The organism is Neobacillus sp. YX16, from assembly GCF_030123505.1.
GTDB lineage: Bacteria > Bacillota > Bacilli > Bacillales > Cytobacillaceae > Neobacillus.
Window position 1 is genome coordinate 5,685,041 of sequence record NZ_CP126115.1, and the last position, 22,544, is coordinate 5,707,584.

The window sequence follows — 22,544 nt, forward strand, 5'->3', positions numbered from 1 at the left end:
TTATCATGCTTTTGGTTTTCACAAGGATTACAAGAATCTTTTTTCATTTGATTATACTTGTTGTTTTGTTTATACGTACGGGTATAATCATTTTTTCTGCATTGATTGTGTTGGTCGTTTTGGTCATGTTTTTTGCATCCGCAATCATCGTGCTTGTCATTTCTGTCTTGCTTTTTGCAATCATCATGCCTGTCGTTTTTGTCTTGTTTTTTGCATCCGCAATCATCGTGCTTGTCATTTCTGTCTTGCTTTTTGCAATCATCATGCCTGTCGTTTTTGTCTTGTTTTTTGCATCCGCAATCATCGTACTTGTCATTTCTGTCTTGCTTTTTGCAATCATCATGCCTGTGGTTTTTGTCTTGTTTTTTGCATCCGCAATCTTCGTGCTTGTCATCCTTGTCCTGTTTTTTGCAATCATCATGTCTGTCGTTTTTGTCTTGTTTCTTGCATCCACAATCTTCGTGCTTGTCATCCTTGTCCTGTTTTTTGCAATCATCATGTCTGTCGTTTTTGTCTTGTTTCTTGCATCCGCAATCTTCGTGCTTGTCATCCTTGTCCTGTTTTTTGCAATCATCATGCTTGTCGTTTTTGTCTTGTTTTTTGCATCCGCAATCTTCGTGCTTGTCATCCTTGTCCTGTTTTTTGCAATCATCATGCTTGTCGTTTTTGTCTTGTTTCTTGCATCCGCAATCTTCGTGCTTGTCATCCTTTTCCCGTTTTTTGCAATCATCATGCTTGTCGTTTTTGTCTTGTTTCTTGCATCCGCAATCTTCGTGCTTGTCATTCTTGTCTTGTTTTTTGCAATCATCATGCTTGTTGTTTTTGTCTTGCTTGTTACAACCACAGCCATCATGTTGGTCATTTTTGTCTTGTTTATCATCATGCTTGTCGTTTTGATCATGTTTTTTCTTATTGTCATGCTTGCCTTTCCCATGATGATGCTTATGATGGTGTTTTTTCTTACCTTTCATTTCCATACTCCCTTTCTTAACAAACATTTTTATATTGTTAGTTTATTAAGAATATGGAAAATGGTTTGGACGAACTCCCCTCATTCACAAGTCGTTTTTTTGATGGCGTCTATAAAGGACCACTGGGATTTCAAGAAAACGGTAAAGTGAAACTATTAGTGCCCTTTGTTCGTAAGAATTAGTTGAGGTGAAGGGGATGTATATACATATTGAGGAACCAACAGAAACAATTTCGAAGGATGCCGTTAAAGTTTGGAGAATTTCAAATACCATAGGTCACCTAGCAGCCATACTTATTATTGCTGTTCTGGTTGTATGTACAGAAATGTTTGGATGGTATGGATGGATTGGCATTGTCCTTTATATTCTTGGCGGGATATTCGTTTTATCCTCTATTTTTTCCATACTCATTGAACCAACGTACCTGCAAAACACCTGGAGATATAGAATTGACCAACAGTTCGTTCAGATGAAACATGGGAAATGGCAAGTACAGCACACTTTAATACCGATGGAAAAAGTAGAATATGTGCGAACCGAACAAGGTCCTATTATGCGGCGCTACGGATTGTACAACCTTGAAATTGGTACAACTGCTTCCAACCATATCATTCCGGCCATTCCGGCAGAGGAAGCAAAACAACTAAAGGGTCAAATCGCTGTTTATGCAAAAATTCAAGATGAAGATGCAGTGGAAGGAGCATCAGACGCATGACTGAAGGTGTAAAACGGTACCACGCCGCATTCATTGCGGTTGAGCTAGTATCTTTCCTAAAAAGCTCAATTGGATTTTTTCTCTTTTTATTTATTTTAAAAGGATCGTCCACAGCAACCTGGGTTATTTGGGGACGATATATATTCTTAATCGCCTCCGTCTGGACCATTTTTTCGATTATCTTAAAATGGTACTTCCACTGCTATGAAATCGTTGGGGATTCCATTGTTGTTCATGAGGGTGTAGTTGTAAAAAAACAACGCAGCGTAGCGCTAGACCGGATCCATAATCAAGTCTCGAACACTACTTTTGTTCACCGCTGGTTCGGACTAACTTCTCTTACTCTTGAAACTGGTACAAGTGGAGAAAATGCTACATTCACTTTTCCTGTGATAACAGAAGAAGAGAGACAACGAATTCTTCTTTCCTTGGAACGAGGGGAAGCTTCGATCGAGGCAGTAGCAAAAGGGAAATCCTCAAACACGACAATCCATTTCCGTTCAACAAAAAAGGATTTAGTTAGGGCATCCTTTACATCACTTAGCTTCCTAGCCATCTTCCCTTTATTATCTGCCATTTATTTCAATCTGGCAGATTTCTTTCAAATCGAAGAAACAGCAGAAAATGCTCTGGACTACTTATTGATCCATTGGTGGATGTTGATTGTTCTCTTTGTTCTAGCACTGGCTATATCTGTTGGGATTGGCTTTATAAAAACTTCGATGAAGTATGGTAATTATGTGATTAGCGATGATAGCGAGCGAATTTATATTGAAAAGGGGATTGGCAATTTCACCAGTTTTTCGATTCAAAAACACAGGGTACAAGCGGTTATCGTGGAACAGACCATTCTTAAACGTCTACTAGGATTAGCCTCTATCAAACTGCTAAGCGCAGGTGCCTTTGGGGATGAAAAAGGTCAGGAAAAGAGTTCCTTGTATCCGTTTATGCCCAAGCATGAGGCTTACCGAATTTTACAAATCATGCTGCCTCACTATCATATTGAAGAAAAGATGAATCGATTTCCGATTAAAGTCCTTTGGCTTAAACTTCTACAACCCTATTATCTAACGATCCTAGCGATAATCGGGCTGATGATTTTTAAAAGAGAGTGGCTTTGGGTGGCTGCCATTGTCTTTGGACTTACGATTCTCTCTCGTATCCTCGATTACTGGTTTACAAGCTATATCCGCCATGGAAAAACTGTACAAATAAGAAAAGGCGGATTTACCAATGAAACCTTCGTTACCCACCGTGAGCGAATACAACAAATTACCGTCAAGCACTCCTGGCTGCAACGGAAATTTGGCGTTGCGACACTAACCTTTACAAATAAGGCAAAACCACTGCATGAGAGTGAATTATATGGAGTTTCAAATAAAGAAGCAGGTACTTTCTATAACTGGTACCATAAGAAATAGGGTCCTTGGGACCTTGGGGACGGTTCTCATGGTCATATGTGGTTAGTTCCGACCACAAGAACCGTCCCCATGGTCACATTATACAGTCAGGACACTATTATGCTGCTTCTCTACCGAAAACACTAACGAATTGAGCACAATCCCAAAGGCAAATCATTTCGCTGTATAAACATGTACTTGATTACGTCCTTCACGTTTCGCTGAATACAAAGCTTTATCCGCCTTATTCAAAAGCTGATATAGTGTTTCAGGTGTCTCTTTCGTTGCCTGAGCCACTCCACTGCTTAAAGTTACAGAAATAACTCCCTCACTTGTAAGTAGCGGTTGTTTTTCTACATACCTACGCAACTGGTTAGCTAAAGCTTCCCCCGCTACCGCTGTACTTTCTTTCAGTGCAACTACAAACTCCTCTCCACCATATCGAGCAAAGAGCATACCTGGCTTCAATTGTGATTGGATAATCTTTACGATATGCATAAGCATTTGATCCCCAACATTATGCCCATAGGTATCATTTACCTTTTTAAAAAAATCAACATCAATCAAAATAACTGTGAAGGGAGAGAAATCCATCTTGGCTGTAGAATATTCTTGCTCACATTTTTGAAAAAATGCTCGGCGATTGTAAATACCTGTAAGTTCATCATAAAATGCCTGATGCTCTAATTTCATTTGCAGCCTTTTTAGCTCTGTAATATCAGTAAAAATAATTAATAGACCTTTACTATTACTAGCATATTTTAAAGTTGAGGTACGAACCTGATAGAAACGCTCCCAAAAATCGGTCACTAATTGGATTTCATGTGCAGTAGCAGCCCTCCCCAATTGAGAGGGAAATGAGACTCCTGATAGAGCAAACCAAACTTCATCATATTCCATTCCAAGCATCGTTTCATTTAATGAAGGAAACATCCTCTTGCAAGCTTGGTTAAACTCTATTAATTGTGAGGATTCATCCAATACCATTACACCATCATTAATACTGTTAAATATCGCTTCTTTTGCTATCGGTATTAACGTAAACAAACGCGATGAATGAATAGACCATAAATATAAAAGCGATGAAAGCCATAAAACCATTGGTACTGGATCGATACCAGGAGGAGTGAAACCAATTAGATAGAGAAAAGCGGTTAGCATAGGTACCAGCTGACCGAACAGTAACGAGATTAATTGCGGACGATACACTTTTGCTGTTTCCTTCCAACGGGAAAGGACTAGAAAAAAAGCTGCAAACATGCAGGAAAAGATGAAAACGCCGTGTATCAAATACCATATACCGATCTCCTGGTGAACGTAGGGAGCACCTAAAATGGGGTCCGCTTCAAATACTCGATAATGCAAATGATGAAAATCATTTGTAGCAACCATTACTAAACTAATGAAGGGAATAGTAAGAAGAGCCAAGTACCCTGTTTTCGTGATCTTCTTTCCTACATATTTCATTATAAACAATAACCCCAAAGGGGAAGAAATAGGCATACCAATATATTGAACGATTGTCCAAAACTTTATTTGCTCAAATGTCGTAGCCATTAAACCAAAAGCAGAAGCAAAACAATAAATGGTGATGGCCGCAGTATAAAGAATAAAATAATGAGCGATATTCTTATAATCATTCCGTTTAATAAATACGTTTAAGCACAAATACAAATTAAGTACACCTGATGTACAAATAAGAGTAATATAAGCTGTTAGTTCCGAATTCACAATTAGATACCCCATCTTAGATAGCACTTTTTACCTATAATGTAGCATATATAAAAAGAGATTTGGAAGTTTATTGTTAAATATATTGTTAACTTAAACAGTAAAGGCACTATTACACTCTATTAGTTACCGCTGACACTACCTTTTCGCATTGACGGGTATTAATTCGCTCTATTAGTTACCGTTGACGCTACCTTTTCGCGTTGATGGGCACTAATACGCTCTATTGGTTACCGCTGGCCCTCCTTTTTCACAATGATGGGCACTAATATCATCTACTCATGTTTTAAAAGATGATTACTGAAAAAGAATCCTAATCTGGTAGAATCAGAATTCGACTTCAACTTTTTGTAATTTTACGCTTTTATATTCCGTTAAAAAATAGCGTAATTTTTTATTTTTAATATACGACTCATCAAATTTTATACAATGATTTCAAATTCCGCTTACACTCCTAAGCTGTTTAGTTGAATAACAAAAAGCTCTACTCCCTGAGAAGTAAAGCCTTTTAATCGAAGTAATGGTCGTTAGTGATATTTAGCTATCAAAATAAACCAAAAAATGGTATTATGAAAAAGCTATATGAATCTGTTAAAGGCAAACTTACTGAAAAGTAAGGACGCAAAGTCCCAGGTCTAATGTAAAGCACAATGATGGCTGGACTGCCGGATTTTTATTCAAAGGGAGTTGTTCAATTTGAATCTTAAATCCATCGTTTGTTTTTTTCGCAAGAGACACAAGTACAGTTATTACACTAGTAAATGCATCAGGTGCGGCAAAAGAAGTCAATCTATTTAAAATCTTCTAAAAAGGGCCCTTTGGCTTTTTTTGCGTTTGTTACAAGAACTGCTATTAGAGAGCACGGCATTTAACGTTCTATTAGTTACCTCTTCCTCTCCCTTTCCTTGATGACGGGCACTATTATGCTCTATTAGTTACCACTAACTCTACCTTTCCACGTTAACGGGCACTAATACTACTACTAATACGATCTATTAAAAAACGCAGCTTGATAATTCAGTAATGAAGCCATGAGTACCCAAGATTACTCTAAGCATATCAACCATACTTAGTAGAACAGCCTAAAATCCTCAAACACAAATACCCTCGAATACTGTTTTTTTCAAGGGTATATGGTCGGCATCATTTTTTATTTGCTGCGGTTTCCACTAGTATAAAACCGGTCCCTCACACGCTTAAGTCTTGCATGGTAGTTAAGAAGATCCAGCCGCGCCTTTTCTGCTTCAGGAGCTATCGGTCGAAGATTCTCGATGTCCCAATAGTCAACAATGACATCCAGCACTTGATCAAAATACTCAAGCGGTCCGTAGTTAGCTTCCTTTGCAATAATGGACATCCGGTCTTCAAAATCAGGCATGACCGTACCCGGCATCTTAAAGTTTTTAATGACATGACCGAGGTAGTAGCAGTAATTTGGTTCCAATTGCAAGTGTAACTTGATGACGTCGCGATAAAATGCATAATGAAGCGTTTCATCCTTTGCGAGTCTTCTAAGGAGCGTAGCCAATTCTTTATCATGACTTCCAGCTACTTTGGCCACATTATAATAAAAAACCATGGTGGCAAGTTCCTGAAGTGAAGTATAGACCATCGTCTCGAATGGGGTATCAAAATCCGGCTCAAATCCTCCTTCAACTGTCATCTTGTGCAATTGACGAATGCGTTTCGGATCTGCGTTTCTGGTAATCAAAAGGTAGGTCTCCAAAAGATTTGAATGTTGATCTTCTTCCGCTGTCCAGGTGTGGACAAAATCCTTGATGACAGTTAGCGATCCTTTAAAAGTTTGATCTAAATGGGATGTAAACCAAGGCAGATTCACCTCTGTCAAAAGTGCGGTCTCTACCGCCGTTACCACACCTGACGGCAGTGTTACCTGCTCCGGGTTCCAGGGTACTCTCTTGAAATCCTGCGCTTTATCCCAAGGCAAGAAATCATGATAGCCCCAATCTATTTTTTCAGCCCTTCTCTTATGTTCCTCATAAAGCTCTTTTAATTGCGGTTCAAGTCTGAAATCTAAATGGTTCGTTAACAACTTTTCCCTCTCCTTTTCACTACTTTACCGTATCACTCTATTAAAACATATAATTTAAAACATTCCGAACATACGGCTTCGATTTTTGAGGTTTTTCCGATATTTACTTCGTATTCGACAAAATCATCTAACAATATATCCAATTAATCGTTTGATTAAAACAGCCTTAACCCCTTTTTAAAAACGAACTTTGGGCAGGATTCCAGAAATTTTTTTGTCGAGGAACAAAAATAACCCTAATCAAGTTTATCTTCAAGATTAGGGTAATTTTTTTAAGATATATTTTTTCAACAATTGTTGAAATTCATTCCCTTTAAGTAAGAGTACCTTCCTTCTTACCTTTCTCCTTTTTCACCACATAAAGCAAATATAGTCCCATCAATAAATACGTTATGATCATGCTTGTAATTAACCGTGTTTCCTCGTTGAAGGTAGTAAAGGAAAGCAGAAGGGTTGGAAGGTGAAGGGCAATTAACGTTACAATCAGCACCGCCGTCTTCGCCCAAAGGGAAAAGAAAATAATAAACAAAAGAAAAATAAATCCAATGAGGTAACTGCCTATAAAGCCAAAATGAATAATCGGCGTTTGATAAATAGAATCAACAATCAATATAGCTCCGATAAAAAGCATACTAATCATAATCGGTAACATAAAAATCAAAAACTCTTTTATTTTCGAAACCTGATTCCTAGCTACATAGCGAAAGGCAAACATAACTCCCCCAAGGAACAAGATACTATTGACAATCGATCCGATAATTTTTAATAAACTATAGCTTAATGGACCTTGTATCAGATCACCCAAAATCGAAAACGACATGGCACCAATGATAATGAGTGGAACGTATTTGGCCCAAGCTCGATAATCATTCTTCATTTCACTTGAAATACTCATCATATATTCCTTCGGGGATGCACCGACAATTTGGTCTATGGATTTTCCATTTTGTTCGGCTTCATATAAATGAACCTCAAGTTCATCGGTAATTTCTTTCGTCTCTTGTTCATTTTTCCCGCTTGAAAACAAGTAAAGCTTTAAATCATCAATAAATTTTTCGCTTTTTTTAGATAGTTGATATTCCACCACTTCTCCACCTCTCCCTTTAATTCCCTTCTTTAATAACGGCGTTCACACATTTCTCAAGCTGAAACCATCTCGTTTGAAAATCATTTAATTCCTGCTGCCCCTTGCTGGTTAGCGAATAGTATTTTCGCTTTGGGCCGGCTGTTGAGTTCCTAAGGACAGAAGTAACAAGCCCTTCCCGCTGCATTCTCATTAATAATGGATAGATGGTCCCTTCACTGATCGTATCAAAACCATACTCACTTAAACTTTCAGCCATCTCATATCCATAACACTCCTTCTTAGCGATGATGGCCAAGAGACAGCCATCTAATATTCCCTTCATCATCTGTGTTTGTGACATTTCTTCACCGCTCTCACTATCTTGTATTACAAGGTATGCAATCAGCATATAATAATATATCTTGCATTACAAGAGTAATGTTGGATAATTTATACATTTCTACTTATACAACAGAACTTTCAGACAAATAGAAAGGGGGCAGCTGCCTGAGCTCCCCCCTTTAAATATTATTTCAAACCCGGAGCTTTTGTAATATCACTAAGCTTAGGGTTAATGGCCATGATTTTCGCGTTGACACCTGTAATTTCAAATCCAGCCAATCTTTTGGTATGCATATCTAAATATTTTTCAGCTGTTTCTTTTGTTTCGAAAATATAAATGCCGCCGGCTTCGTTTGTTTCAGGACTCTCTGTCCATATTTTCCACATGAAGCCTTCTTCCTCATTTATGCTTTGTGCTAAACCAGAAAACGCTGCCGCCATTTCATCTCCGAAAGGTCCATTCATTGTAAAATCAACTTGTAATACGTATGCCATAAATCATTCTCCTTTTATTTTGTAAAATAGGATTCCCCTAGAACTTCTTTCTTTTGATAACTGCCTTGTGGTAGTTCTTTTTCAACAAAAGCGTTAATTTCGGTTTGTTCAAGATCGTACATGACTTCAATTTCTTTTGAAAATAAAAGCTTTTCTTTTTCAAGTAAGCTAGATAGAGGAGGTTGTGGGTTTGGCTGCAATTCTTCCCTGTTTAAAACCTGCTTTAGTCCATCGACATAGGATTCAAACGGACGCCCCCCAACAATTTTCACACCTTTGTTTTCTTCATTGATCATAATTATCGTTGGAAATCCTCTAGCACCCAGACTTCTTGCAAGAGCAAAATCTTCATTTAATAATTGCTGTCCTGCTGGCTGTTCGGCTTCACTTACAATCACTTCTCCATCAAGGCCGAGTTTATTGACGATTTCGATTAGAACAGATAGATCCGAAATATTTTGATTAAATGCGAAAAGCTCTTCTCTAGCACGTCGTAAATACTCATAAGCCAATGCATCATTATAATTTTTTTGAATCACTTTATAGACGCGTGAAGGCGGGAAGGATGATTGAACAGGATTGTCAATCATGAGTGATCCATCAATAGGCATGCGAGAATGCTCACCCACTTCCCTCCAATGAGGGGCAACGTCCGCAGGTTTGTAAATTCCGTTTGCAGGATCGATGGGCCCATCATGCCATTTTTCCAATAATCCACCCATCACCGGATGAAAGTTGAAATAGTGTCCATATTGTTCTTTGAAACGACGAAGGACCGGTTCAATCGCCCAGCAATGAGAGCAAATGGGATCCGTGACATAATAAACTTCAATGGATTTTTTTGGCTGACTAAAATTAATCAGCCCCATTTCTTCCTCTCCAGCTACTCCACATACACCTGTTTCTAAATCACAAATCATATTATTGTTCTTCATGTTCAATCCTCCTACAATGGTTTGTATTTGCTTTATGCAACTATCTTAGTAAATAATGATAGTAATCCATACCAATAGTTCCTTCGATATGTCGGTTATACAACACATTGAAGAAATTGTTGAAAAAGTAGGAGTGACCACAAAATGACCCAATCAAAGACGGATCCCCGAGTGCTGCGGACTCGCAGATTAATTATGGATTCTTTCATTGAACTTTCCGCTAAAAAAGAATTTAAGGATATTACCGTAAAAGATATTACAACAGAAGCAATGATCAATCGCGCCACTTTTTATTATCATTTTGAAGACATATATGACTTGTTAGAGAAGGCATTATCTGAAGTATTATTAGTGAATCTGAACGGTGATTTTTATAAAAATGACAAACTAAACGATGAGGCGTTCGTTAGTATTTTCATAGCAATCACCAATTTTCAAAAGTCATTATCTAATCGTTGTCATAGAGGGTACGAAGATACCATTGCCCGTATTATTAGAGAACAGCTCGAAATTATTTTTTACAAAATGCTAGTCAAACAAAATGCAGCCGAAGAAGATGAAGCACTTAAACTTAATGCGATTATCTTAAGCTGGGGGATTTACGGAGCTTCTGTGGAATGGAAACGAAAGGGTATGAACGTACAGCCGGAAGATTTCATTAAGCCAGCCCTCCCGTATTTAATGTCTGGGATTAAGTAATGTTTAAAGCCTGGCTTCGCATCCGTAAAAAATCACTTTCGACAAAAGACGATTGAATTCCTCTTAATTAATCGTTTGATTTAAACTTCCCTAAACCCTTATGAAAACGAACCTTATCCTCCTTTCAAAAGAATTTCTTGTCGAGGAGGAGGTTTGTTTTTCCCCCAAAATCCTTCAATTTTATCCAATAAAAACGACTTTCAACAATCTTTGACGGGTTCTTCCACAATGGCATGGTAATCAAACGATTGTGTAAAAGTGGGATAAACCACGTTATGAAAAGCTTTTTCTATTAAATCAAATAAATTTATTGTCGGTCGGTGGGTAAAATTTAATGATTATCTTGGTAAAACCCTCTAAAACGAGTGATTTCCCCTTTAAAATGCATTCTTTGGCAAAAATCTTGTTTTTCCCCTATTACACAAACGATTGATTAAATATGACCCAAACCCCTTCAAACACTTGGTCGTCACCCAAATTCTTATGAAAAATAGATCGAATTCTGCATTCCTAAACGAGGATATCGGCGATGCCTTTCAGAATAGGCATTAACACAAATGTAAAAGAGGTTGAATAATGTGTTAAAAAGCTTTTTAGGAGTGATGACTCATGGATATCCCTGTTTCTGGCTTTATGTACGCTTCAGATGATTCAGACCCAATGCATTCCCATCGACTTTATATAACTTCCTGGGATGGAAGGCCCGTTCATGTTCACGGTTTTAGCGGCATTACATCTTTTGACGACGGCCACAGCCATCAATACGCTGGACAGACCGAACCGGCACCTACTGGGGTCCCGCATACCCATAGATATTTCACGTTTACTTCAGTTAATGACAGACATAGACACCAAATACAAGGAGTAACAGGACCTGCCATTCCTTATGGAAATGGTGGACATTATCATGAATTTAACGGTTTTACCTCTGTAGAAGAAGCCCATAGACACCAATATGGCGGAAGTACAGGCCTCTAAAATCAAACCTATCCAAGTGAATTTTTTCATTAATAAAAAAAGGGAGGATTCTAAGAAAATAGAAATCCTCCCTTTTTGCATTACCAGCATCTACATTTAAATAAACAATTAATATTCCGGCATTGTTTGCGTTCATTATTATCATTCTTTTTATTTTCATTATGATGACAAGAATCCTTTTTCATTTGACCATACCTGTCGTTTTGTTTATCCCTACAACCACAATCATTCTTTTTGTGTTGATCTTGTTTATCTTTTTGATCTTGTTTTTTACAATCATCATGCTTGTCATTTTTGTCCTGCTTTTTACAATTGTCATGCTTGTCATTCTTGTCTTGCTTTTTACAATCGTCATGCTTGTCATTCTTGTCTTGCTTTTTGCAATCATCATGCTTGTCATTCTTGTTCTGATTTTTGTTGCAATCATCATGCTTGTCATTTTGATTCTGTTTTTCCTTATCCTCATGCTTGTCTTTACCTTGATGATGCTTATGATGGTGTTTCTTATTACCTTTCATTCCCCTTACTCCCCTTCTTAACAAACTCTTATATAACTAGTTTATTAAAATATTTGAAAAGGGTTTGGACGAACTGCCATCAATTTTACTTTAATTATGTAAGTGGGAACCAACAGGGACGGTTCTCATGGTTTTTATTTGACTAGTACGACCACAAGAACCGTCCCCACGCCCCCATTGTTTTAATCGCAGAAAGCAAAGGCACCTATAATGATTAATAAAATAAACAACACGATTATTATGATAAAACTCTCGCAACCACGCGTTTGAACACATGGAGCAGCATAGCCGTAATGCATTTGAGGCTGAGGAAGTACATTTGCCCCCATAGTATTTGACGGAATCATATTATCCATTGTAACACTTCCTTTCATGTGCGTAGAGAGCTGGTATGCCAATACACTATATAATACACATGAAAAGGAAATTGGAGCCCGTCTAGATTAAAAATATGATTTCATTACGTTATGAACGAATTAGAAGGCTGATTTTCAGGGACAAAGGAGGGACAAAGGGACGGTTCTCATGGTTATTAATTTTGCTAATACCGGCCACAAGAACCGTCCCCACGGGCAGTGTATTGGCGAAAAACAGTAGATAGAATAGGGCTTTGCTTGTATTCCTTGGGGACGGTTCTCATGGTTTTATGTGGTTATAGCGGGACGCAAGAACCGTCCCCATGGAAAACGATTCTACTCTATTGCTGCTTTCACTTCTTCTATCATGGATTGCGTTGAAGTAATCCCATTTCCTGCAATGTACCAGTTCACTGCATCTAGGTAGATAATCTTTCCATTTTTATACGCATTTGTTTTCTTTACTAACTCATTTTCAATGGTATCCTTTGCTGCTATTTCTCCACCAACTGCAGCAGAGCGGTCGATAACGAATAGAACATCTGGATTTTTTTCTAAAATATATTCAAACGTGACACTTTGACCGTGCTGTGCAACTTCAATATTTTGATCTACTGCTTTGAAACCAAACACATCATGTACAAATCCATAGCGTGATGCTGGACCAAAGGCACTTATCTTTCCTTCATTTGCCAGTAGAATTAATGCTTTGCTATCAGACGCGGATGCTTCTTTATTTAACTCATCAATACTTGCCTTTAGCTCATCCATTTTTGTAACAAGTGCGTCTTCCTTTTCAAAAATTTCAGCTAAGAGATTGAAATTCTTTTCAAGTGAGGGCATGTAGTTAGCATAATCTACATCTACAAACACCGTTGGAGCAATTTCTGCAAATTGATCATATAACTCTGCTTGTCTTCCTGAGATGAAAATAACATCTGGCTGTAATTCGTGCAGCGCTTCAAAATCAGGTTCTTTCAAGCTACCAACGTTGGTATATTCTGAACCTGCATACTTCTCCAACGTCTTAGGAACGATTGCTTGTGGAAGACCAGTTATTTCTACACCCAATGTGTCTAATGTATCAAGTACTCCAAAATCAAATACAACTACTTTCTTAGGGTTCTTTTCAATGGTAACTTCCCCGTATTTATGGGTAATCGTGACTTCTTTTGCTTTCTCTTCTGTTTTTTCTCCTTCAGAACCTGAAGATTTGCTCGTTTCCTCTGTGCTGCCGCATGCAGCTAATAAGAAAATCAGTGTGAACATAATTGATATAAAACGTAATTTCTTCATGTTTATAGTCTCCTTTTAATTAAATTTAACCAAAATACTTATGTACAGTCGTTTGTATCGACTACTTCTGGATAGTTATAAAAATCTATCTGTCTATCAATTAAATCTAAATCAGCTCCTCTTATTTTTGTTCCAGTTGAAAATGATTATCATTATCATGATTAATATCATATATTGTCAGATAACTAGTGTCAATAGGTAATTGAGAACTATTTTCATTTGAATCTTTGGGGACGGTTCTCATGGTCTTTTTTGGTTAGTTCCGTCCACTAGAACCGTCCCCTTGTCTCCCACCCATGCCAACATAAAAAAGGGAGTGCATTAGCACATCCCTTTACTGACTTTTCAATTATTGATATGAATTTTGGACGGTTCTCATGGTTTTTAATTTTGCCAACGATGTCCACTAGAACCGTCCCCATGTTTCATGGTTCAGGACCGTCCCTACGGCCTTCCTCCAAATTCAACCCCGAGTTCTGCCAGTTGTGCCTGCGCGTCTTCCCTGGTTATCGTTCCTGCTCGTTCTTTTTCCATGATTTCCTGTACCTTTGTTCTTGTTTCTTCGTCTAGATTTGAGAGCATGTCGCCACGGTTCCCACCGTCCATAGGGGCTTGCCCTCCACGGCCGCCACCGCCTGGCCCGCCGCTTTGAGCTGTTGTAATCCCAGATTCGTTCAGCCATGTTACGGAATCCGCAATCGTAAATTCGACTACTTTCGTACCTCCGGAATAGTCTCCATCCTTATAAAACCCATCCGCTTCACTACCGGTCGCTTTTCCATCAGAGTAAAGGGTGTATGTTCCATCCTTCTCAAGCTTTGGAGAACTGATGAATACAGCTTGGTAGTCTTTTTCAGGTGCAAAGGTTGCTACTGTATTTCCTTTACTGTCCTCCAAATGAAGAATCGTTCCTGCTGCCTGTGTTTCAGGATAGGTCATCAGCACGGAATGCTGCTTGGAATCCTCTGATGCAGCCTGTACCATTCCGGAACTGCCTGCAGCAATCAGCAAGCCGCCAGAAATATCTAAGGTTTGGTCATAATCAAGTGAACCATTGCCATTATTGGTCGGGCCGCTGACAATCACATTACCGTCCGTCATCGAAATCGATCCATTCGAATCCAAACCATCTCCCTGTGCATTCACATAAACATTCCCGCCGTTAATGGAAAGAAGATTGTTTTCCGAAGTGGTTGATTGCATATCTGGGTTTGACCCGTCAACACCGCCCCCAACATTGATACCATCGTCACTTGCATTGACCTCGATGTCACCGGCTGCAATAGTGATGACCAAGCTCTCGATTCCCTCATAACTTTTACTAATTGTGATATCCCCGCCATTAGCAAAGACCGCGGAATCTCCATGAATCCCGTCATCACCGGTAGCAATGGCCATTTTCCCACCCGTTATCGTTACGCTGTTATTACTGTGAACAGCATCATCTAAGGAATCAATTTCAAATGTACCGCCGCCAATACCAACCTCCGTTCCAGCTTTCAAGCCTTTTGCACTATCCGATTCTGACTCAGCTGCAGCAGCTGTTGTAGTGATGGTTGTTTGTCCTGGCCTTTGTCCCCCACCTTCTTTGGTTCCAACCGTTTCAGGACTTCCTCCACCGGTTGAGATTTTAAAGTCTCCATCTACAATCAATAACGAGGTTACTGCCTGGAAGCCATCATTAGCAGCAACAAGATCGAAAGCTCCGCCTTCAATGGCAATTACTCCTTTTGAAGCATCTTTATCGTTTGTTGATTTCACCGCATCTCCTCCTGCTTTAATGGTGAAATCTCCATCTTTCACAGCCAATAAGTCACGGCCCATCAGTCCATCATCCGCCGCCTCAATTTCAATGGTTCCGCCTGTAACCTTTAAATCATCTTTGCTGGTAATCCCATTATTGTAATTTCCTTTGACAACCAATTTCCCTGTACCATTAATCGTGAGGTTGCCTTTGCTGAAGACCGCTGCATTCGGTTCATCGTCCGAGCCTTCCAGGTTGTAGGTTTCACCATCCGAGATCGAATTTTCCGTCCCATCCTCAAGAGAAATGACCGTTTTTTCCGCCTTCTTCACATAAATCGGCGAATTTGCAGCGGAATTGATTTCCGCTCCATTCAGTACAAGCCGGACGGTCGCTTTATCCTCTGCGTCGACAATAATTTGCCCATCGTTCAGCTTTCCGCTAATTACATAGGTTCCGGAAGTTTTAATGGTGATGATATTTCCATCAACCATTGCCCCGCCGGAATCCTCAACAGTAGCTCCCGTACCCGTTAATTGAATGGAAGTCGTGTCATCACTTTTCCAGTCCGTATAAAGATCATCTTTGTCATACGTAACGATCCCACTAATGACGTCGGCAATATTTTTATCACCAATGGTACTCAAACTTTCTGCATTCACTGTGGCAACACTGTTATTGGCAGTATCACTCTCGCTGCTGTTATTGCTGCAGCCAAACAAGAGTGCCGTACACATAAGCGATGTGGCCAATTTTGTATATCTTGATTTTTTTATCAACATGATTAGCTCCTTTATGAAAATTTTGCTGAAAGTAATGGGTTTGTTTTCCCTATGAGCCATATTATTAAGGACGAACCTTAAACCAACCTTAAAAAATAAAACCATTTGCAATTTTGGAGTTTGCCTCTATAATCGGACTTATCAAAAGCTCAATGAGAGAAAAGGATGACGGTCAATGAAGCTATTAATCATAGAAGATGATAAGCATCTTTCAGATACGATTCGCGAAACAACCCAGGACCTGTTCGAAACAGCTCAGGCCTTCGATGGCGAGGAAGGACTTTTTCTGGCAGAGCAAAATATATTTGACGTCATCATATTGGACATTATGATGCCGGGAATGAATGGTTATGAGGTTTTAAAAGAGCTGCGGAAAAGCAATATTGATACTCCTGTCATCATGCTGACAGCGAAAGATGGGATCGATGATAAGATTCAGGGTTTCAAGGTTGGCGCCGATGATTATATGGTCAAGCCTTTCCACCGTGAGGAACTGCTTTTACGCCTGGAGGCAATGGTTAGGAGAGCCGGTGGCCGGTTTAAGGAAAACATCCTCTCCTTTAAAGAGCTAAAGCTTAATCTAAAAAATAAAACTGCTGAAATAAATGGAGAATTACTAGGAAAGCTGAACGGCAAGCAGTTCGACCTGCTCGAGTATTTGATTAACAATAAAAATACCATATTAACAAAAGAACAGATTTTTGACCGCATTTGGGGATTCGAGTCCGATACCTCAACAACAGTGGTCGAAGTGTATGCAAGCAATTTGCGGAAAAACCTGAAGAAGTATGGGTATGACCACTATATCAAGACCTTCCGCGGACTTGGCTATATGCTGAGCGAAGATGGTGAAAGCTAATGTTCAAAAAGAAGATTTTCCGACAGCAGCAGTTTAAGTTCATGATTCTTAATCTGCTGGCGTTTACCATTATTTTTGCGATATTCGGCATAATTATTTTTAGCCAGGTCCAAAACACTTTATATTCAAAAACAGATGAAGAGCTTTCATCGTTTAAAAATAAAATTGCCGACCATTTTTCAGGAGAAATAAAGTCTCCCATGCCGAATAATGGTGTAGATCCTACCGGTCCGCCAAATCGCCGGCAGAAAAATCCCAATCCTCGGATCATGGTCGTCGAGTGGAGTGAAGAAGGCCAAATCTTGAATAAAGATGAAATCGGGACCCTGCTCTACGAAAATTATTTGTATGATTACCAACTTGATAAGACAAATATTGATCAAGTTACGATGACACGAATTCATGACTTGTATGATTTCCGATATATCCTAATTGAAGATACAAATGAAGGCGATGAGATTGCCTACACACAGCTGATGATCAATGTTGATCCAGAACAGTTAATCCTCAACAACTTCGGAAAGCTCATCATCATCTGCTCTGTGATTTTCATCGTCCTGTCGATATCTGCAAGCTATTTCTTGTCGAAAAAAATGATGACCCCAATCATTCATTCCTGGAATAAGCAAGCTGAATTTGTTGAAAATGCCTCTCACGAACTCAGGACACCATTGACCATTATCCAGAACAAGTTGGAGCTCTTGCTTACCGCACCGCAAGAGAAAATAGCGAGCAAATTTGAGAACATTGCGTTAAGCTTGGCAGAAACAAGGCGTCTGTCTAAGCTAACATCTGATTTGCTAACATTGGCACGAGCGGATTCTGCCGAGACACAGTTGGTGAAACAGAAGATTCATGTTGATTCATTCATTCGTAATGTCTGCGTCCCCTACAGTGAAATTGCGGAATCGCAGGACAAGCACTTTTGGCTGAACCTAAATAGTGATATTCAAATTGAAGCCGATGAAGTCCGGCTCCACCAGCTTTTGGTCATTTTATTGGATAACGCCTTAAAATACACAGGTGAAAACGATAGTATTGGTGTAAAGACATATTTGGAGGAGCAAAGAATTGTACTAGAGGTAAGTGACACCGGAATCGGGATCAAAGAAGAAAACCGCAAGCAAATTTTTGAACGATTTTACCGTGAGGATAAAGCACGTACGCGAGAATCAGGAGGAGTTGGTTTGGGACTATCCATTGCTCAATGGATCGTTGAACAACATAACGGAACCATCAAAGCCATTCCAAACCACTCAAAAGGGACCACCTTTAAAGTAAAGCTGCCAAAGTAGTAGATCATTATTAAGATAAAGCAAAAAACACCGATGTTCGGTGTTTTTTTTGCTGGTTATTTTAAACGGTTTTTATCTTTGTTAGGTATTCATCTAATTGACGATAGGTGCCGCTATATCCTTCCTGAGCCATCTCTTTGGAATCCTCGAAGGTTTTGACCTCTTCCTCAGTTGGGGATCCGGGAGCCACAATCATTGTAAGGGTTGTTTTTCCTTCTTCCTCGTTGAACGTAATGGTATTCAGGGTTTCCATTGGCCAATTTTCGTGAAAGGGTGCTCGTACAGTGTTACCTTCTTCATCGGAAAAGAAACTGGAGTAAACGATTTTCTCGGGTGCAATAATTTCACTGTATACAAATTTAACCCACATTACGTCGCCATCAGCAGGTTTCTGGCTGTAATGAAAAACACCACCCGGACGGAAATCTGATTTAGAAACCTCAAACATCCATCCTTTTGGCCCCCACCAGTTCTTTAGATGATCTGAATCAGTGAAAGCCTTAAACACAAGATCACGTGGAGCATTAAAAGTATGCATGACTTTGATTTGAGTTGACATAGTAATTCCTCCAATAGTTTTAGTGGTCCAAGTGTCCAAGGAGTGTCCAAGGGGACGGTTCTCATGGTCCCTTATTTTAATAGTAATGGCCAATGGACCTGTTAAATGACTCCTTACACACGCAGATATCCTCCTCATTGTCCCCAAAAAATGGCCACGAGAACCGTCCCCCTGGCCCCACCCCCGGCTCCTTTTAAGGTTTGTTTAAGGTTCGTCTTTAATAATGTCAATCATAGAGCAACACATGAGAGGAGAATGATGACATGAAGACGATGACCTTGAATGGCGTGAGAGGCAGATACGAGTTGAAGCATGAAATTTCCAAAATGGATTGCTTCCTCCTGAGAAATAGATTGAAGCATTTGATGCAGTCAGACCCCCATGCAAAGAATGATGGAAAATATTTAATCCGAAGTGTCTATTTCGACAACTTTGATAATAAAGTCTTGAACCAGAAAAAAGAAGGATTTATTGAGAGGGATAAGTTCCGGGTCAGGCTGTACGACCATAATACAAATCTCATTAACCTTGAAAAAAAGAGCAAGCGCAACAACATGACCTATAAACAAAAATGCAAGATTAGTGCGGAAGAATATGAACAAATCCGACTCGGCGATATTGCATGGATGGAAAACGACGCGAGATTACTTATCCAGGACTTATTTATACAAATGAATCTGTTTCAAATAAAGCCTTTCACCGTAGTCGACTATGAGAGGGAGGTATTCATTTATGAATATGGGAACGTCCGAGTCACCTTCGACAGCTCTATTAAAACAAGCTTCCGCAACAATGAAGTCTTGAATCCCGATATACCGATGGTTGAAACCAACCCGGATATTGTCATTCTTGAAGTGAAATATGACGAATTCCTGCCAGATACTATCAAATATCTCCTGCAGCTAGGCGACAGGCGCAGAGGAACTTACTCAAAATATCAAATCAGCCGGATGTTTGGCTAAACACTAGAAAAACTTTGGAGGAAAAAGAAAATGGAAATTACAAATTTTAAAGATATCTTCAAATCTAGCATTTTGGAAAAGACGAGCAGCATTTCGATTGTCGATGCCCTTATTGGTATGTTGGTGGCATTGGTTTTGGGATTGTTCATTTACATGATTTACAAGAAAACATTCACCGGGGTGATTTATTCCCACACCTTTAATATATCGCTCATCATTATGGCCTTGGCCACCGCCCTGATTATCATTGGAATTTCGTCCAACGTTCTCTTGTCGCTTGGTATGGTTGGTGCTTTATCGATTGTGCGTTTTAGGACCCCTATTAAAGATCCGATGGATATTGTTTATATCTTTTGGGCAATCGTTGTCGGCATTTTATGCGGGGCGGGCTTCATCGCGCTCGCAGTTACAGGCTCCCTTTTAATTGGACTAGTCTTATTTTTCTTTGTAAATAAAATCAAAATCGAGAACCCTTACCTTTTGGTAATAAGATACAATGAAAATTCGATTGAAAACTCATTAGAGCACGTCATTTCAGGACACGCCAAAAAGCATTCCCTTAAATCAAAATCCGTCATGCCTGGCAATGACTTTGAAGTAACCTATGAAATCCGTGTCAAAGAAAATGATATGAGCTTCATCAACAATATCTCCGCCATCGAAGGAGTAAAATCAGCCATTATGCTAAGCTATGACGGTAACTTTACAGCTTAAGCGGGTCCATGAGGTCCGTGGGGACGGTTCTTGTGGTCTTTATGACCACAAGAACCGTCCCCATTGTCATGCTTTAGAAATAAGTGTTTTAGAAACCCCAAGGATTCTAGCGGTTTGGCGTTGGGAAAGGCCTTTTATTTTTTTTGTTTTTTTGAGGATTTCATTTCTTTGGAGTCTAGGTAAACTTTTAACTTGGGCGATTTCAATTTCATATTCATTTAGCAATTTCTTAATCACGTCCCTGGCTTCCTCATCTGTTAATCTTCTTTCATCCACGTGGTGATCTAGACATTCATCCTGATTGGCCATTTCATTAAATTCTATAAATCTCTCTCTCGCCAGAATGTTATCCCTCGAAAACATTTCAAAAATGTAATCAGAGTCTAGCAATTTCCTTCTCTCATCGTGAGTACCGTAGTATTGCCGGCAACTGCTCCACCTCCATTCATCCACCCGCTTGACCATTCCTGCTTTAACTGGATTTTGATGGATATACCGTACCACGGTTAATAAGTACCGTATATTTTCTATATTCTCACTCTTAAACCTATCTTGAAAAAGATGCCCAGTTGTTCTGTATTTCCAGTTATAGTAGGAGACATAACTTACACCTATCCATTTAATTGTAGCGGACACATCTTCATTGCCCTCTTTTAATAGCAGGTGTACATGATTACTCATCAAACACCAACTGAAAATCCCCACCTCGGTTTTCAGCTTATATAAATGTATTAAATCAAGAAACTTCAAGCAGTCCTCATCATCATGGAAAACTTCCTGTCGATTGGCGCCTCGTAGCATAATATGATAGATTCCGCTCTTACTTTTAACTCTAGCTCCCCGTGGCATCTTAAACACCACAGGAAAACATCGGTCTATTCTTTTGCACTATTCCCCCCAAAAAACAACAAATTACAACGATAAGATAAACTTTCATTGATAGTTCCATTTACACTTCTCCCTTTTTTCCATAGGGACGGTTCTCATAGTTCTAGTGAGGTTAGGCCAAAAGAACCGTCACCATGATCTTCTATTTTTTAAAATGAGAATATTACTAGTTACTGGTAGACAATGGAGATTGATTCAAGAGTGGTTTGATTATAGAGGCAAGCCGTTAACAATTTGAATAATGAGTTACAAGAGGTAGTGCCATTGAATTGGGCAAAAAGGAAAATGATAGGTTAATAAGGTGGGTAAACAAAAGTGGAAACATTAATAGAATGAATGGAGGAAACACTATTACTATCAAAATTATCATACACCAATTTTCAAAATACTTCATTCATTTTTTGCTTACCCTGCTACTAAAATATATGAATAAAACTAATAGAACCTTCCAAACAAATATGGGCATTACCGTTGTTCCAGTAATGCCCCCGTTTAAGGCCAAGAGAACCGTCCCCATGTCCCGTCTCAGTAATATTGCGGCCAAGTAGAATAATGATAATTTGGTGGATAATACGCTGGTGCAGCGTACCCATTGTTATAGTAGTTATTTGAATATCGTGCATCTATTCTTCCATTTCGTCTTTCGCAGGATTTAGTTGGACCAATGAATGTAGATGGTTCAACTGGTTTAATTGCTTCTTTCCACTGATTTTCATCGAGGCAATAGGTATGGGCCATAATACTAGAGGGTGTCAACTTTAAGATATCTGATCCTAGGATGACTTCAGGCGTAGGTGCATTAAAAATGGCTAATAGGTGTGTGTTATCAACTGTCGCCACTTCATAATGCCACCAACCATGTGGAACGTTCGCTACTTGGCCAGGGGTAATCGGATAATTTTGGATTTGCTTGGTATATGGATTCAGGATAGATACAACTGCAGCACCAGAAATGCAGTAAACGAGTTCTGCAGCATTCTGGTGATAATGTGGTTCAATCACGTTATTATTGCTTAAAAATATATCAAGTAAAGACACATTTTCAAGTGTATTAAGCTGTTTAATCCCTAAAACATTAATGTAGTTTTGATTATCCTTTTTCATTACAGGGCTTGTATTTATATCAAAAGTGAATTGTGCCGAGGATGAGGAATAGTCCAAATTAGTAACCATATAAATTTCCTTC

At 39.1% G+C, this 22,544-nt stretch carries 22 protein-coding genes and 1 riboswitch; of the genes, 8 read left to right on the top strand and 14 right to left on the bottom strand.

Annotation, left to right across the window (positions count from 1 at the left end):
• Nucleotides 1-43 precede the first annotated feature (43 nt).
• Nucleotides 44-934: a hypothetical protein gene (locus QNH48_RS27875; RefSeq protein WP_283952886.1), complete on the bottom strand. Its 891-nt coding sequence runs from the start codon at nucleotides 932-934 to the stop codon at nucleotides 44-46.
• 233 nt (nucleotides 935-1,167) lie between these two features.
• Here QNH48_RS27875 and QNH48_RS27880 point away from each other — a divergent pair, with 233 nt between their 5' ends.
• Together QNH48_RS27880 and QNH48_RS27885 are read left to right on the top strand one after the other, a co-directional pair.
• Entirely contained in the window at nucleotides 1,168-1,686 is a 519-nt protein-coding gene (locus QNH48_RS27880; RefSeq protein WP_283952887.1) for a PH domain-containing protein, read from the top strand.
• Nucleotides 1,683-3,107 (top strand): PH domain-containing protein, encoded by a 1,425-nt coding sequence (locus tag QNH48_RS27885; RefSeq protein WP_283952888.1) that lies wholly within the window; start codon nucleotides 1,683-1,685, stop codon nucleotides 3,105-3,107. Before QNH48_RS27880 ends, QNH48_RS27885 begins: the two co-directional genes overlap by 4 nt.
• A 153-nt stretch (nucleotides 3,108-3,260) precedes the next feature.
• Here QNH48_RS27885 and QNH48_RS27890 read toward each other — a convergent pair whose 3' ends face one another.
• The 6 genes from QNH48_RS27890 to QNH48_RS27915 form a co-directional block, all read right to left on the bottom strand.
• The gene (locus tag QNH48_RS27890; protein WP_283952889.1) at nucleotides 3,261-4,817 is read right to left on the bottom strand and encodes a histidine kinase N-terminal 7TM domain-containing diguanylate cyclase; all 1,557 of its coding nucleotides are present in this window, start codon (nucleotides 4,815-4,817) and stop codon (nucleotides 3,261-3,263) included.
• 586 nt (nucleotides 4,818-5,403) lie between these two features.
• A riboswitch (cyclic di-GMP riboswitch) is annotated at nucleotides 5,404-5,487 on the top strand.
• A gap of 480 nt (nucleotides 5,488-5,967) precedes the next feature.
• Nucleotides 5,968-6,870, bottom strand: coding sequence for an acyl-ACP desaturase (locus QNH48_RS27895; protein WP_283952890.1), 903 nt, complete (start codon nucleotides 6,868-6,870; stop codon nucleotides 5,968-5,970).
• Nucleotides 6,871-7,183: 313 nt separating this feature from the next.
• Complete coding sequence (locus QNH48_RS27900; protein ID WP_283952891.1) at nucleotides 7,184-7,954, bottom strand: HAAS domain-containing protein; 771 nt, start codon at nucleotides 7,952-7,954, stop codon at nucleotides 7,184-7,186.
• A gap of 19 nt (nucleotides 7,955-7,973) precedes the next feature.
• Nucleotides 7,974-8,297: a PadR family transcriptional regulator gene (locus QNH48_RS27905; RefSeq protein WP_283955904.1), complete on the bottom strand. Its 324-nt coding sequence runs from the start codon at nucleotides 8,295-8,297 to the stop codon at nucleotides 7,974-7,976.
• Nucleotides 8,298-8,464: 167 nt separating this feature from the next.
• Nucleotides 8,465-8,773, bottom strand: coding sequence for a monooxygenase (locus QNH48_RS27910; protein WP_283952892.1), 309 nt, complete (start codon nucleotides 8,771-8,773; stop codon nucleotides 8,465-8,467).
• Between the two features lie 14 nt (nucleotides 8,774-8,787).
• A complete protein-coding gene (locus QNH48_RS27915) occupies nucleotides 8,788-9,708 on the bottom strand; it encodes a DsbA family protein (protein ID WP_283952893.1) in 921 nt (306 codons plus the stop codon).
• A gap of 144 nt (nucleotides 9,709-9,852) precedes the next feature.
• Here QNH48_RS27915 and QNH48_RS27920 point away from each other — a divergent pair, with 144 nt between their 5' ends.
• On the top strand, nucleotides 9,853-10,407 hold the full coding sequence (locus QNH48_RS27920; protein ID WP_283952894.1) for a TetR/AcrR family transcriptional regulator: 555 nt from the start codon (nucleotides 9,853-9,855) through the stop codon (nucleotides 10,405-10,407).
• Nucleotides 10,408-11,016: 609 nt separating this feature from the next.
• A complete protein-coding gene (locus QNH48_RS27925; RefSeq protein WP_283952895.1) occupies nucleotides 11,017-11,385 on the top strand; it encodes a YmaF family protein in 369 nt (122 codons plus the stop codon).
• An 80-nt stretch (nucleotides 11,386-11,465) separates the two neighbouring features.
• Here QNH48_RS27925 and QNH48_RS27930 read toward each other — a convergent pair whose 3' ends face one another.
• The 4 genes from QNH48_RS27930 to QNH48_RS27945 form a co-directional block, all read right to left on the bottom strand.
• Complete coding sequence (locus QNH48_RS27930; RefSeq protein ID WP_283952896.1) at nucleotides 11,466-11,903, bottom strand: hypothetical protein; 438 nt, start codon at nucleotides 11,901-11,903, stop codon at nucleotides 11,466-11,468.
• A 182-nt stretch (nucleotides 11,904-12,085) separates the two neighbouring features.
• Nucleotides 12,086-12,232 carry a YjcZ family sporulation protein gene (locus tag QNH48_RS27935; RefSeq protein ID WP_283952897.1) on the bottom strand — a complete coding sequence of 49 codons (147 nt, stop codon included), beginning with the start codon at nucleotides 12,230-12,232 and terminating at the stop codon, nucleotides 12,086-12,088.
• A gap of 363 nt (nucleotides 12,233-12,595) precedes the next feature.
• Nucleotides 12,596-13,555: a siderophore ABC transporter substrate-binding protein gene (locus tag QNH48_RS27940; RefSeq protein WP_283952898.1), complete on the bottom strand. Its 960-nt coding sequence runs from the start codon at nucleotides 13,553-13,555 to the stop codon at nucleotides 12,596-12,598.
• Between the two features lie 444 nt (nucleotides 13,556-13,999).
• Nucleotides 14,000-16,081, bottom strand: coding sequence for a carbohydrate-binding domain-containing protein (locus QNH48_RS27945; protein WP_283952899.1), 2,082 nt, complete (start codon nucleotides 16,079-16,081; stop codon nucleotides 14,000-14,002).
• 175 nt (nucleotides 16,082-16,256) lie between these two features.
• Between QNH48_RS27945 and QNH48_RS27950 the strand changes: the two genes are divergently transcribed.
• Together QNH48_RS27950 and QNH48_RS27955 are read left to right on the top strand one after the other, a co-directional pair.
• Nucleotides 16,257-16,940 (top strand): response regulator transcription factor, encoded by a 684-nt coding sequence (locus QNH48_RS27950; protein ID WP_133369996.1) that lies wholly within the window; start codon nucleotides 16,257-16,259, stop codon nucleotides 16,938-16,940.
• Complete coding sequence (locus QNH48_RS27955; RefSeq protein ID WP_283952900.1) at nucleotides 16,940-18,235, top strand: sensor histidine kinase; 1,296 nt, start codon at nucleotides 16,940-16,942, stop codon at nucleotides 18,233-18,235. Before QNH48_RS27950 ends, QNH48_RS27955 begins: the two co-directional genes overlap by 1 nt.
• A 61-nt stretch (nucleotides 18,236-18,296) precedes the next feature.
• On the opposite strand, the gene QNH48_RS27960 is transcribed toward QNH48_RS27955, so the two are convergent.
• On the bottom strand, nucleotides 18,297-18,794 hold the full coding sequence (locus tag QNH48_RS27960; protein WP_283952901.1) for an SRPBCC domain-containing protein: 498 nt from the start codon (nucleotides 18,792-18,794) through the stop codon (nucleotides 18,297-18,299).
• A gap of 263 nt (nucleotides 18,795-19,057) precedes the next feature.
• Here QNH48_RS27960 and QNH48_RS27965 point away from each other — a divergent pair, with 263 nt between their 5' ends.
• Nucleotides 19,058-19,756: a polyphosphate polymerase domain-containing protein gene (locus tag QNH48_RS27965; RefSeq protein WP_283952902.1), complete on the top strand. Its 699-nt coding sequence runs from the start codon at nucleotides 19,058-19,060 to the stop codon at nucleotides 19,754-19,756.
• Between the two features lie 30 nt (nucleotides 19,757-19,786).
• Complete coding sequence (locus QNH48_RS27970) at nucleotides 19,787-20,470, top strand: DUF4956 domain-containing protein (protein WP_283952903.1); 684 nt, start codon at nucleotides 19,787-19,789, stop codon at nucleotides 20,468-20,470.
• A gap of 66 nt (nucleotides 20,471-20,536) precedes the next feature.
• Here QNH48_RS27970 and QNH48_RS27975 read toward each other — a convergent pair whose 3' ends face one another.
• Nucleotides 20,537-21,319, bottom strand: coding sequence for a transposase (locus QNH48_RS27975; RefSeq protein WP_349655139.1), 783 nt, complete (start codon nucleotides 21,317-21,319; stop codon nucleotides 20,537-20,539).
• A gap of 564 nt (nucleotides 21,320-21,883) precedes the next feature.
• Nucleotides 21,884-22,531: a cupin domain-containing protein gene (locus QNH48_RS27980; RefSeq protein ID WP_283952905.1), complete on the bottom strand. Its 648-nt coding sequence runs from the start codon at nucleotides 22,529-22,531 to the stop codon at nucleotides 21,884-21,886.
• Nucleotides 22,532-22,544: the final 13 nt, after the last annotated feature.

What these genes read in the sequence shown, in the direction of transcription:
- QNH48_RS27875 (WP_283952886.1), bottom strand. Translation starts at nt 934, where the DNA reads ATGGGAAAGGCAAGCATGACAATAAGAAAAAACATGATCAAAACGACA.
- QNH48_RS27880 (WP_283952887.1), top strand. Translation starts at nt 1,168, where the DNA reads ATGTATATACATATTGAGGAACCAACAGAAACAATTTCGAAGGATGCC.
- QNH48_RS27885 (WP_283952888.1), top strand. Translation starts at nt 1,683, where the DNA reads ATGACTGAAGGTGTAAAACGGTACCACGCCGCATTCATTGCGGTTGAG.
- QNH48_RS27905 (WP_283955904.1), bottom strand. Translation starts at nt 8,297, where the DNA reads ATGTCACAAACACAGATGATGAAGGGAATATTAGATGGCTGTCTCTTG.
- QNH48_RS27910 (WP_283952892.1), bottom strand. Translation starts at nt 8,773, where the DNA reads ATGGCATACGTATTACAAGTTGATTTTACAATGAATGGACCTTTCGGA.
- QNH48_RS27915 (WP_283952893.1), bottom strand. Translation starts at nt 9,708, where the DNA reads ATGAAGAACAATAATATGATTTGTGATTTAGAAACAGGTGTATGTGGA.
- QNH48_RS27920 (WP_283952894.1), top strand. Translation starts at nt 9,853, where the DNA reads ATGACCCAATCAAAGACGGATCCCCGAGTGCTGCGGACTCGCAGATTA.
- QNH48_RS27925 (WP_283952895.1), top strand. Translation starts at nt 11,017, where the DNA reads ATGGATATCCCTGTTTCTGGCTTTATGTACGCTTCAGATGATTCAGAC.
- QNH48_RS27930 (WP_283952896.1), bottom strand. Translation starts at nt 11,903, where the DNA reads ATGAAAGGTAATAAGAAACACCATCATAAGCATCATCAAGGTAAAGAC.
- QNH48_RS27935 (WP_283952897.1), bottom strand. Translation starts at nt 12,232, where the DNA reads ATGGGGGCAAATGTACTTCCTCAGCCTCAAATGCATTACGGCTATGCT.
- QNH48_RS27940 (WP_283952898.1), bottom strand. Translation starts at nt 13,555, where the DNA reads ATGAAGAAATTACGTTTTATATCAATTATGTTCACACTGATTTTCTTA.
- QNH48_RS27945 (WP_283952899.1), bottom strand. Translation starts at nt 16,081, where the DNA reads ATGTTGATAAAAAAATCAAGATATACAAAATTGGCCACATCGCTTATG.
- QNH48_RS27950 (WP_133369996.1), top strand. Translation starts at nt 16,257, where the DNA reads ATGAAGCTATTAATCATAGAAGATGATAAGCATCTTTCAGATACGATT.
- QNH48_RS27955 (WP_283952900.1), top strand. Translation starts at nt 16,940, where the DNA reads ATGTTCAAAAAGAAGATTTTCCGACAGCAGCAGTTTAAGTTCATGATT.
- QNH48_RS27960 (WP_283952901.1), bottom strand. Translation starts at nt 18,794, where the DNA reads ATGTCAACTCAAATCAAAGTCATGCATACTTTTAATGCTCCACGTGAT.
- QNH48_RS27965 (WP_283952902.1), top strand. Translation starts at nt 19,058, where the DNA reads ATGAAGACGATGACCTTGAATGGCGTGAGAGGCAGATACGAGTTGAAG.
- QNH48_RS27970 (WP_283952903.1), top strand. Translation starts at nt 19,787, where the DNA reads ATGGAAATTACAAATTTTAAAGATATCTTCAAATCTAGCATTTTGGAA.
- QNH48_RS27975 (WP_349655139.1), bottom strand. Translation starts at nt 21,319, where the DNA reads ATGCCACGGGGAGCTAGAGTTAAAAGTAAGAGCGGAATCTATCATATT.
- QNH48_RS27980 (WP_283952905.1), bottom strand. Translation starts at nt 22,531, where the DNA reads ATGGTTACTAATTTGGACTATTCCTCATCCTCGGCACAATTCACTTTT.